The sequence below is a fragment of the Chitinophagales bacterium genome (assembly GCA_040877935.1).
Taxonomy (GTDB): domain Bacteria; phylum Bacteroidota; class Bacteroidia; order Chitinophagales; family CAIOSU01; genus JBBDNB01.
In genome coordinates this window covers 70,736-82,823 of record JBBDNB010000021.1, presented here as the reverse complement: position 1 = coordinate 82,823, position 12,088 = coordinate 70,736, and the positions used below count along the sequence as shown (strand labels likewise).

The window sequence follows — 12,088 nt, the reverse complement described above, 5'->3', positions numbered from 1 at the left end:
AATAATTTTCAAATCGGATTTTACTCCACCACCACACACCTGGAAAGCTCTATATCTATCATTTCAATGCCCATTTCATCCATCTTATTGACTCCGTTTAGTCTTCCTTTGATGGTTACTTCATCACCGGATTTTAAATCTGCTGCCTTACCTGCCGATTCTTTTTGAAGGCCTGCTTTTACATTGCCCATACTCGTTCCGCTACTGGCAAATAGAATAGTGATCCCACCATCATCGGATTTATTGATTCCCTGAACTGTTCCGTTAACTTGAAGCAATTTGTCTTTGTATTTTTCTTTTGCTTCTTCTTCTGTGGTTTCAAATTCTGCCATCAGATCGTCAGTGCTGAGCGTATAGGTGGCTTTTTTATTTTCAATATTTTCATGTGGTTTATTGTACATGTAATAGCCAATGGCGCCACCGCCAATGCCAAGAATGATCAGCACGATTAAAATTTTGATTTTATTGTTCATAGCTCTGGTGTTTAATATTGGAAACTTACAATTTTTTTTCTTAAAATTTAATTTTTATCAATGCTAAGTTAATCAATGTTCTATTGATGTTTTTATTTTATACGTAATAAAAAACCCGGCATAAAAACCGGGCTTTAATAAATTTCATACGAAAAAACTTATTGTACCATAATTTTTTGAAAATAAGTGTCTTCCTCTACTTGAATACGCACAAGATAAATACCACTGTTCAATGATTCACCGATATTGAATTGTTGATTGTAGGTTCCAGGTGCCATATCAGTTTCAAAAAGCCTGCTTACAGTAGCCCCTTTTAAGTCAACAATATCTGCACTTGTGCGGCCACCTTTGTTTAGGTTAAATTGCAAATTCAGTTCGCTTTGCACTGGATTGGGGAAAATATTGATCTCGCTTACATCGGCTGCGTTGATGGCGATACTAACGGGGTCTTCATTAATGCCAAAATCATTTTTTGAAAGGCGGTATTGGGCGATATAGATATCATCAGCTGAACTTGCAATAGAATCATCATTACCCCCATTAGCAGCAATATAAAAAATGATGTCCCGATCTATTGTTTGTGGGAGCTCATATTGAAAGAACCAATTTGGTGTACTGGTTGCATTCTTGTGTCCAACATATTGTCTGCTGCCCGATGATTGAGTACTAACATTGCTTTGATTGCTTGAAAAGCTACCTGCAGGTGTACCGTTTTCAAACAATGCTGTCATAGAAAACCCATATACATTGTATGTTGGGGAAGTTTGTTTGAAAGCTACACTCAAACCAAAACTTTGTCCTTCATTATTAGAATAACCATTTGCAAAAGTAGTTGGTGATAGTTCTCGTAACTCAATTTTAGGATTTTGAGTTGTTACATCAATAGTCCCTGTACCATGGCAACCGGATCCATTGGCACAAGTTAGATCATTAGGAGCGCCCGTAAAACCTGTCTGAGGCTGGATGATATTTGTGTAAACATCACTTTGCTGAAAGACGAGGATGAATAGAGTTACAATAAAAAACAGGCTTAAGGATAAGTGTTTCATGGTTTTTTTAAGGTTTGATTTTAAAAGTCGATAAAATTGAAAAAAAATTCGCAGTAAACAAAAAAATAGAGGCTGCGAAAAAATTTAAAATTAACAATTCAATTTTGCCATACCAGTTAGGCAGATTTAATTAGAGCCTGTCTATAAAGTCGAGGGTCTGCTTCAGAATGTTCGAGTTCGAGGCTTGTGCAGTACTGAAATCAGGAGTTTACTTATGTAAATGACGGTTTTCAGGACAAGCATAACGAAGAAATCGGACATTATGGACAGATACTAATTAAGAACCCTCAAGCGCAGCAGCACCACTTACAATCTCTGTAAGCTCTGTGGTAATGGCCGCCTGACGTGCCCTATTGTAAGATATCTTAAGGTCTTTGAGCAGTTCTTCTGCATTTTCAGTGGCATTGTCCATCGCTGTCATTCGGGCACCGTGCTGTGAGGCATTGGTGTCCAACATGGCTTTGAAAAACTGTGTTTTCAAAATTTTGGGAACCAGTGTTTTGACAATACTTGTTCTGTCCGGCTCAAAAATAAAGTCCACACTTGTAGCACTTTTTTCGTCTTCAGGTGCTTCAGCAGGCATTACAGGCAAAAATTGCTCGGAAATAAAAAACTGAACAGCGGGATTTCTAAACTGTGAATAAACCAGTTCAACTTTGTCGTATTGCTTTTCTTCAAAGGCAGTCATCACTTTCTGCGCTACTTTCGAAACACTTTCAAAATCAAAGTCAGTGATCAGTGGGGCGTGTTTGTCGATCAGTTTATAATCCGTTTTGGCAAAAGCCTGTGCTGCTTTTTTGCCCATGGCCATCACGGTGACATCAGAATTGGCATATTGTTCAGCAATAAGGGCTTTGGCTTTTTTTATAATATTGGTATTAAAAGCTCCGCACAAGCCCCTGTCGGAAGTAAAAACTACCACAAGCACTTTTTCATCTCCTCTTTGATCTGCCAGCTTCATTTCCATTTCATCTGAAGCAGAAGCACCGAGGATATTACCAAGTATTACAGAAAGTTTTTCGGAATAAGGGCGCATTTGCACAATAGCATCAGTAGCTCTTTTGAGCTTGGCAGCAGAAACCATTTTCATGGCCTTGGTAATCTGTTGCGTGGATTTTACCGAGCCTATTCTTTCTCTTACTTCCTTTAACTGTCCTGACATGCGCTTTAATTTTTAAGCTTTATACTGTGCAGCTATTTCAGCAGCTACTTTTTCCAAAGTGGCAGTTACTTCATCTGTTAATTTACCGTCTGCCAATAATTTCATCATATCGCTATGATTGGAATTCATTTCTGTAAGGAAAAGCGATTCAAATTCCTTGATCTTATTTACGGGCACAGCTTTAAGCAATCCTTTTGTACCGCAGTAAATAATAGCAATTTGATCTTCTACAGAAAGTGGTGAGTTCAAACCCTGTTTCAGGATTTCCACGTTTTTGGCACCCTTGTCCAAAACTGCTTTGGTTGCATCATCAAGGTCGGAACCAAATTTAGAGAATGCTTCCAATTCGCGATATTGTGCCTGGTCCAGTTTCAATGTACCTGCAACTTTTTTCATAGACTTGATCTGTGCATTACCGCCTACACGTGATACAGAAATACCAACATTAATCGCAGGACGTACACCTGAGTTGAACAGGTTGTTGTCCAGGAATATCTGTCCGTCTGTAATAGAAATTACGTTGGTAGGAATATAAGCGGAAACGTCACCGGCCTGTGTTTCAATAATTGGCAGTGCAGTTAAAGAACCGCCACCTTTTACTTTTCCTTTAAGCGAATCGGGCAAATCGTTCATTTGCTGTGCAATTTCATCCTTGTCGATGATTTTTGCAGCGCGCTCCAATAGACGAGAGTGCAAATAGAAAACATCACCGGGATATGCTTCACGGCCCGGAGGTCTTCTGAGCAAAAGCGAAACTTCACGATAAGCTACGGCTTGTTTTGAAAGATCATCGTAAATGATCAATGCCGGACGTCCTGTGTCGCGGAAAAATTCGCCAATAGCAGCTCCTGTAAAAGGAGAGTAGAACTGAAGTGGTGCCGGGTCAGCAGCCGAAGCTGAAACGATTACAGTATAATCCAGTGCGCCTTTTGCTTCAAGTGTTTTGGCCACTTGTGCCACTGTAGAAGCTTTTTGACCCGATGCTACATAAATGCAGAAAACGGGCTCGCCTCTGTCGTAAAATTCTTTTTGATTGAGAATAGTATCAATGGCAATGGATGTTTTACCTGTTTGACGGTCGCCAATGATCAGCTCACGCTGTCCTCTACCGATTGGAATCATCGCGTCAATTGCCTTGATTCCTGTTTGCAGCGGCTCATCTACCGGCTGACGGTAAATTACACCCGGTGCTTTTCTTTCGATAGGCATTTCAAACATTTCGCCTTCTATCGGTCCTTTTCCGTCAATAGGAATACCCAAACCATTTACAATGCGTCCCAGCATTCCTTCACCTACTTTTACAGAGGCAATTTTTCCTGTTCTTTTTACCGTATCGCCTTCTTTTATTTCATCAGAGGCTCCCATCAAAACCACGCCCACATTGTCTTCTTCAAGGTTAAGGGCAATGGCTTTTACACCGCTGGGGAATTCTACCAATTCACCGTAACGGACTTTGTTCAATCCGTAAACACGGGCAATTCCGTCACCTACCTGGAGCACGGTACCTACTTCTTCAAGTTCGGCAGCTGTTTTAAAATTGGTGAGTTGTTCTCTTAATATTGCTGATATTTCATCAGGTTTTACATCAACCATTTTCTGTGAAATTTATAAGGTTTTAATAAATTCTTTATCGTCAATCAAAAGCTTGAGCTCTTGCAATCTGTTAGATATACTTGCATCAAATAGCTTGTCTTCGTATTGCAGCACAAACCCGCCTATTAGGTCTGAGTCTATTTGTTTTTCTACTGTTGTATTTTCCAAACTTGCCACTTCTTTCAATTTGGAGATCAGTTCCTCTGTTACTTTATCGCTGAGTGCCACTGCTGATTTTATTTTCACAGGAGTGATTTTATTCAGCGTATTGTATTGCTCCGTATAAGCTTTAACCACATCGACCAGGTAGGGTTCTCTTCCTTTCCTGATAAGGATTTCAATAAAGCTGTCAGTGAGTTTGTCCAATTTTCCGCTAAATACGGCATTGAAAATTTTCTGCTTTTTAACGGCATTGATCACCGGGCTTTTAAAAACCAGCTCAAGTTCGCGCACAGCTTTAATACTGGAACCGAGATATTGCATATCCTCATAAATGCGGTCGAGCTTGTTTTGCTCTTGTGCAAGAACGATTATTGCTTTGGCGTAGCGGGAAGAAAGACGTGATGCTGACATGCTTAGTTCAATTTAAAGTCTTCAACCAATTTAGATGCGAGTTCTTCCTGCGCACCTTTGTTTTCCAATTCTTTGCGCAACAATTTTTCTGCTATTTCCAGGGCCATAGTTCCCACTTCTTTCTTCAGTTCAGCTTTTGCAGCATCTTTCTGATTTTCAATTTCGCGTTTGGCGTTTTCTATATTGCGCTGACTTTCCAGGCTGGCTTTTTCTTTGGCTTCGCTAATGATTTTTTCACCGGCAGCTTTTGCCTCCTGTATCATCCTGGTTTTATCCTCGCGGGCTTCTGCCAGTATGGTTTCATTTTTAGCATTGAGCTTTTCCATTTCTGCTTTGGCTTGCTCGGCAGATTTCAATGCGTTTTCTATGGATTCTTCTCTTTCTTCTACAGCTTTGAGAATGGGTTTCCATGCAAAAACCCTCAAAACGATCAGTAGAAGTATAAAGACTACCGTAGTCCAAAACACAAGACCAATGGCGGGAGTTACTAATTCCATTTGGTTATTTTTTTATTTAGTTATTTATTCATTTTGCTTTAAAATCAATTTTTGGGAAAAACCGGGCCTGCAGCCAACCGCTACATGACCCGGTTTAAAGCTTTGTAAAGCTGGGCTTTACGATTAGCCTCCAAAGAAAGCAGCAGCAACAACACCGAAAAGAGCCACACCTTCAACCAATGCTGCAGCAATAATCATTGCAGTTTGGATTTTGCCTGAGGCCTCAGGTTGTCTTGCCATTGCTTCTACTGCAGAACCACCGATTCTACCAATACCTAATCCGGCACCGATTACCGCTAGTCCTACTCCGATTGCACCTACTGTACCTGTCATAATTGAAACAATTTGATGAAAAAAAATATTTTAGTGGTGCGCCTCTTCCGTGGCCATACCTATAAACAATGCTGAAAGCAAAGTAAAGATATAAGCCTGCAAAGCCGCTACCAGTAATTCCAAACAATTCATAAATAGCATAAATCCCGCAGATATCGGAGATACTGCTACTGATTCAAAAATAAATATCAATGAAACCAAACTCAGAATAATGATGTGTCCTGCCGTGATATTGGCAAACAGACGAATCATCAATGCAAAGGGTTTGGTGAAAATTCCTATAATTTCAACCGGAATCATAATAGGCCAGAGCGCTACAGGCACAGGTGGCATTAAGGTATGTTTCCAGTAATGTTTATTGCCGTTCAAGTTGGTGATCAAAAGCGTGAAGGCGGCCAAAACCAGTGTAAAGGAAATGTTTCCGGTCAGGTTGGCTCCACCAGGGAAAAAAGGCACCAGCCCGAGTAAGTTGTTCAACCAAATGAAAAAGAACACCGTAAGTAAATAGGGCATGTATTTTTCAGGGTTGTTGGAAATATTTGGCCTTGCAATATCATCGCGTACGAATAATATTAATGGCTCCATAAAAGAAGCCAGCCCTTTGGGCTTTGATGGCCCTCGTTTGTAGTTGGAAGCAACTCCTACAAAAATCAATATTGTAAGAAAGGCTGAAAAGAAAAGGCTGAATACATTTTTAGTAATGGAAAAATCCATCACGTACAATCCGTTGAGTTCTTTAACATGGCCGTGATCCAGGGCGTATTCCCTGTCGCCTTTTGTAACAGTACTTTTACCATGATCGAATTCAGAGGACATAAAGATATCCAGATTGCCTTCTGTGTAAAGGATTACCGGTAATGGAATGGATACTGCGTGTTTTTTGCCGTCTTCCCCTGTCACATCCCAAAGATGCCATTCATGTGCATCGGCAATGTGGTGCATAATCATACTCACCGGATCAAAACCGGATTCTTTGGCTTCTTCATTTTTATGATCTCCGTTCCCATGCCCTTCTTGAGCCTGTATAGGAGCAATCATAAACAGAAAAAACAGCGAAGAAATTGTTAGAATTTTACCCAATTGAAAAGCAGCACCCATTTATAAAGCGTTTAAAGCTTCTTTTAGAAAATCGGTGCAAAGCTACTCACTTTTAATTTTATAGAAAAGAAAAAAAGAGTTTTGTTTCGCTCAGTTATCTGATGACTATGCTTCATTGGCTGCACAGGTAAGCCTGGGGTTGCACAAATTCCACAAACAGCAGTCATTGGGTGACTTGTGTTTTCTCGTTTTCAAAGAGGTATAGCGGTCAGACGGTTTTCTCACAGACTGCAAAACAGATTCAAGCATATCAACAAATTGATAAACAAACCGTCAGACCGCTTTTCAAAGCCAGACTAAACTTTATTCAATTGACAGCCATCCCTTTTTCCTGGACAGGAGTTGCTTTGCTCAGTCATCCGATGACTATGTTCATTGGCTTCACATGTAAGCTTGGAGTTGCACAAATACCGCAAACAGCAAGTCATCGGATGACTTGCCTGGCATAGAGATGCATCCCACACTTGTCGCATGAAGCCAGGCTACCTCAAATGCCTTTTTGTGCCTTCCAACTTCTCTACCTAAGGCTCCAAAACCACTTTAAAAACCTTCTGCTCTTCTTTTGAAATCAACTGAAGAAAATACAGGCCCGTGGCATAGTTGCTTACATCCAAACTGTTGGTGCCTTCCTTAAGCCTAAGGCTTTGAAGGAGCTTGCCTTCTAAGGAGTAAATACCTCCCGACACATCCCCACTCAAAAGGGGTGTTTTGATTTGTACAATCAAGACATCTTTTGCTGGATTTGGAAAAATGCTTACAAAATCAAATAAACTTTTTGCCTTGATGCCGATGCAATTGTCTAAACTTACGCTAAGCGTGTGGACGCTATCGCAGGTGTATCTATTTGTTTCGCTGAATACAAACACGCCCGTGTCTGATGGAGTACAGGTTACTCGTGTTTCAAAAGTTGAATCAACAGGATTTACCGTTAAATCTACCGTAAACGAAATACTATCACAGCCGCTTAGGTAAAAAAGTGTGTCCTTATAAACACCTGTTTGGTTATAGTCAAAGCCTTGCACAACATATACATCTCCTTCACAGATAGTGCCTGTATAATTTTCTATATCTGCTTCTTTTACAGTTAAATCCACAGTAAATACAATACTATCACATCCACTTTGATAATTAAGCGTGTCATAATAAACGCCTGTTTGGTTGTAATCATAGCCGTGCACAGAATATACATCGCCTCCACAAATGGTGTCCGTGAAATTTTCTGCTGTTGCACTATCAACCGTTAAGTCAACTGTAAACCTTATGCTATCACATCCGCTTTGGTAGAAGAGCGTGTCTTTATAAACACCTGATTGATCATAATCAAAGCCATGCACGGAAAATACATCGCCTTCACAGATGGTTTCTGTATAAGTTAGTTCTGTTGCACTATCCACTGTTAAGTTTACGGTGTACCTTATGCTATCACATCCGCTTTGATAGAAAAGTGTATCATTATAAATACCTGTTTGATCGTAAGTAAAGCCATGCACAGCATATACATCTCCTTCACAAATGGTTTCGATATAGCTTTCAGTTGATGAACTGTAAACTGTTAAGTTCAGTGTTATGATACTATCACAACCTTGCTCATTTTGTAAAGTATGTGTAGCGGTGTTATTATTGGCATAATAGGTATTTTCATCTATCCAAATAAGACTATCGCAGGCGATAATGCTGTCTGTACCACTTGTGGAGGTGTTGAAACTCAGCCTTAGCCTTACTATACTGTCAATGCCGGAAGCTGCTGCTCCGGGCAATGTGTAGGTAGCGGAAGTATTATTGGTATAATAGGTATTGCCATCTATCCAGGTGTATTCTGAGCTATCGCAGAGCAAAATTTCATCAATGCCAATAGGTAGTAGATTAAATTCACTAATGGTATGAGCTGAAGTATTGGTAATAACCGGAGCTTCAAAATCAAAATAAATGCCTGCCCTATTTTTCAAAACAGTACCGAGTGGCAAATCAGGGTTTTGCTCTACCTTGAACATCACAAAACCGTTTGAATTTGGCTGGTCTATAGTGCTGTCGGGCAACATGATATTGTTAAATCTCCAGGTTAATTCTCTTTGACCTGAAATGCTAAATTCATAGGGGTGGCTACTGACCCCACTTTGTAAGGTGAAAATATTAAAGTCTTCGCTTAAGGTATCTTTGATTACGATGTTAACAGCCGTATCTGTTCCTACATTCTGAAAGCGAATCATATACTCCAGATTCTGATTGGCGCGAATAATTTTTTGTTCACCCACGCCCAGGGGAAAGCCGCGTTTGTCATTTGGATCGAGTGGAGCGGTAACCTGACCGCAGAAAACATCCACAACAGGGTCAATATCATCTGTGGGCATTTGAGGGATAATACCGGGAGTCCAGGTGCCATTGCCACAGTTTTCTATATGGGCATTGGGACGGGAATGTCCAGGATGAAGCGGATGTTGATCTACTTCTATGCTAAAAGTTTCACCTGTTCCTGCATAAGCAAGTGTGGTAGTTTCCTGCCCTTGCAGCATTACCGAATCAAATTTGACGAGAATACCGTCAATATAAAATCGCATGGGTGAATAACAATCCATATCACCGCTCCCAATATCTCCTGTATTGCTAATGATAAAATACACCGAATCCTGATCGCACCAAGCTTCTATGCTAATGCTTGATTTGTCCCAGGGGAGTGTACAGGGCGTAAAAGTAGTGTCGATAATATAAGGTGTTTCTGTGCTGTCAAATACGCATTCGGACTGAGGAAAAAGCTCTGCTTCCAGACAAAGTGTTTGTAGAGCCTGAGCACTTAGCTCAACCGTAACATTAAAATAAAAATTGACACATTCCCCGGGCAATAAATCACCCAATTGCACTTCAAAAATATTATTACCCAAATTGGTATAGACCAATGAAGCATTCTGTACCGAAATATTGGAGTCAAGTTCTAATAATGCATAAGCACTAGTGAGGGAATCTGTTGCAGAATTTAGATTACAAGCCTGTACATAAATTTCTTGATCAGAAAAACCGCGCCTGATTTGCGGCATAGCAATGCTAATATTGGGTGCAGGGCAGGGATATTTTGCTACAAAACCAAAATCGGGTACCAGGGTACAGCTATCGGGATGCACTACTGTAAAACTTTGCGTGGGAGGGCAGGTCAACCAATTGGCATTACTTGTATCAATAGTAGCCGTATAATTGCCCGTAGGTAGAGAATCTATTTCCCAACGCCCATTGGCTGCTGTTTGGACAGTATAATCACCTGGCTGAATGCTTATTAAAAGCGTGTGCGTTAAAGTTGTTTCCCCTGCATCTTTGATACAATTTTCATTTACATCCCAAAACACTTCTCCTCTTGCTCGTGAAATACATTGGCTCATTTTATGCACAAAAATATCATGAAATAATCCTGAAGTAAGGTTAAATGTGTCCGACCCCGGGTCAAAATCGGCTGTACCCCTAAAATGTCCGGTGGTATAAACAGCGCCTCTGTTGTCTATGGTGATCGAGTTTCCATAATCATATTGTGCGCCTCCCATAGATTTTATCCATAGAAAATTGCCATTGACGTCCAATTTGGATATAAAAATATCATAGCCTACCGAACTAATGATAAATGTGTCCGACCCCGGATCAAAATCGGCTGTACCTAGAAAATACCCAGTGGTATAGACATTGCCACTGTCGTCTATGGCAATGGAGTTTCCTTCATCCCGACTTGTACCGCCCATAGCTTTTGCCCATATAAAGTCACCATTGGCATCCAATTTGGAAATGAAAATATCTCTGTCTCCTGCCGAACTGAGGTTATAGGTTCCAACACCCGGGTCAAAATCGGTTGTGCCTTCAAAATACCCAGTGGTATAGATATTGCCACTGCCATCTATGGCAATGGAGTGTCCCTTATCATTACTTGTACTGCCCATAGCCTTTGCCCATAAAAAACTTCCATTGGTATCTAATTTGGAAATGAAGATATCATCCCCTCCTATAGTAGTGAGATTAAAAGTGTCTATACCAGGGTCAAAATCGGTTGTGCCTCCAAAAGAACCGGTGGTATAAATATTGTCGTTGTCGCCTATGGCGATGGAGTATCCACTATCAGTACTTGTACCACCCATAGATTTTGCCCATACAAAATTGCCATTGGCATCCAATTTAGAAATAAATATATCATTCCCCCATATCGAAGTGAGGTTAAAGGTGTCCTGTCCTGGGTCAAAATCAGCTGTGTAACTAAAATACCCTGTAGTATAAACATTGCTGTTATCATCTATGGCGATTGAATATCCCTCATCATCACCTATGTCGCCAATGCTTTTTGCCCATAGAAAATTGCCATTGGCATCCAATTTGGAGATGAAAATATCCCAGAATCCTGCCGAAGTGAGATTAAAGGTGTCCTGCCCTGGGTCAAAATCAGCTGTATTCCTAAAATACCCCGTGGTATAAACATTGCCACTGCCATCTATGGCGATGGAACGTCCTTCTTCATCTCTTGTGCCTCCCATAGATTTTGCCCATAAAAAATTGCCATTGGCATCCAATTTGGATATAAAAATATCATAACCTCCTACCGAAGTAAGGTTAAAGCTAGTAAAAGGATCGGGATCAAAATCAACTGTGCCATGAAACCTCCCAGTGGTATAAACATTGCCGCTGTCGTCTATGACGATGGAGTTTCCTTCCTCCCTGTTTGTGCCACCCATGGCTTTTGCCCATTCAAATTCGGGTTCCTGGGCATAAGTACCCATAAAAAATAAAGTGCTTAAAAGGGTGAAAAGTGTTTGTTTCATTTTTTATTTCTTGCTTTACAGTAAAAGTATATAAAAATTTTGGAATAGCGGGGGCAAGGAGAGGGTTAATAGTGGTCAGACGGTTTCATAGTAGGCTTCAAAACAGTTTCAAGCATACCAACAAATTGATAAACAAACCGTCAGACCGCTTTTCAAAGCCGACCCAAACTTCATCCAATTGACAGCAATCTTTTTTCCAGGACAGGGGGGATGACTTGGCCCAAAGCTGTCGTAATCAACTGTGTATTTTGCCTGTTTTCCTCTTCGAAGCACCCAGACTTCCAAAGTCTCAAAGACTTTGGAAGTCTTTCAAGTTAAATTCCCTTCTGGAGTGCATTCAGCCAGATAGCCACGCCCTTCAGGCTCGCAACGTCCTTGATTTGGGTTTTAATAACAACAGAAGACAAAATATTTTCGTCATTCCCAAAAAAGTATTGAAACACATCAAAGACCAGGAATTATTTCTTTCGATTTTTTTTGAATTATAATTAAGCACTAATATTATTACTATATTCGATTTACTTTTTTA

Annotated in this window: 9 protein-coding genes; all 9 read right to left on the bottom strand. The window is 40.4% G+C overall.

All coding sequences use genetic code 11. From position 1 onward, the window contains the following. Nucleotides 1–20 precede the first annotated feature (20 nt). Nucleotides 21–473, bottom strand: coding sequence for a hypothetical protein (locus WD048_05305; protein ID MEX0811615.1), 453 nt, complete (start codon nucleotides 471–473; stop codon nucleotides 21–23). A 158-nt stretch (nucleotides 474–631) separates the two neighbouring features. Further along, entirely contained in the window at nucleotides 632–1,522 is an 891-nt protein-coding gene (locus WD048_05300) for a T9SS type A sorting domain-containing protein (protein MEX0811614.1), read from the bottom strand. 277 nt (nucleotides 1,523–1,799) lie between these two features. Further along, nucleotides 1,800–2,684: an ATP synthase F1 subunit gamma gene (gene atpG / locus WD048_05295; GenBank protein ID MEX0811613.1), complete on the bottom strand. Its 885-nt coding sequence runs from the start codon at nucleotides 2,682–2,684 to the stop codon at nucleotides 1,800–1,802. Between the two features lie 12 nt (nucleotides 2,685–2,696). After that, nucleotides 2,697–4,277 carry a F0F1 ATP synthase subunit alpha gene (atpA, locus tag WD048_05290; protein MEX0811612.1) on the bottom strand — a complete coding sequence of 527 codons (1,581 nt, stop codon included), beginning with the start codon at nucleotides 4,275–4,277 and terminating at the stop codon, nucleotides 2,697–2,699. Between the two features lie 12 nt (nucleotides 4,278–4,289). Beyond that, complete coding sequence (gene atpH, locus WD048_05285) at nucleotides 4,290–4,850, bottom strand: ATP synthase F1 subunit delta (GenBank protein ID MEX0811611.1); 561 nt, start codon at nucleotides 4,848–4,850, stop codon at nucleotides 4,290–4,292. Between the two features lie 2 nt (nucleotides 4,851–4,852). After that, nucleotides 4,853–5,347, bottom strand: coding sequence for a F0F1 ATP synthase subunit B (gene atpF / locus WD048_05280; protein ID MEX0811610.1), 495 nt, complete (start codon nucleotides 5,345–5,347; stop codon nucleotides 4,853–4,855). 123 nt (nucleotides 5,348–5,470) lie between these two features. After that, nucleotides 5,471–5,680, bottom strand: a complete 210-nt coding sequence (gene atpE / locus WD048_05275) for an ATP synthase F0 subunit C (GenBank protein MEX0811609.1) — start codon at nucleotides 5,678–5,680, stop codon at nucleotides 5,471–5,473. A gap of 30 nt (nucleotides 5,681–5,710) precedes the next feature. Then, nucleotides 5,711–6,778, bottom strand: a complete 1,068-nt coding sequence (atpB, locus tag WD048_05270; GenBank protein MEX0811608.1) for a F0F1 ATP synthase subunit A — start codon at nucleotides 6,776–6,778, stop codon at nucleotides 5,711–5,713. A 521-nt stretch (nucleotides 6,779–7,299) separates the two neighbouring features. Beyond that, nucleotides 7,300–11,559 (bottom strand): SBBP repeat-containing protein, encoded by a 4,260-nt coding sequence (locus WD048_05265; protein ID MEX0811607.1) that lies wholly within the window; start codon nucleotides 11,557–11,559, stop codon nucleotides 7,300–7,302. Nucleotides 11,560–12,088 lie beyond the last annotated feature (529 nt).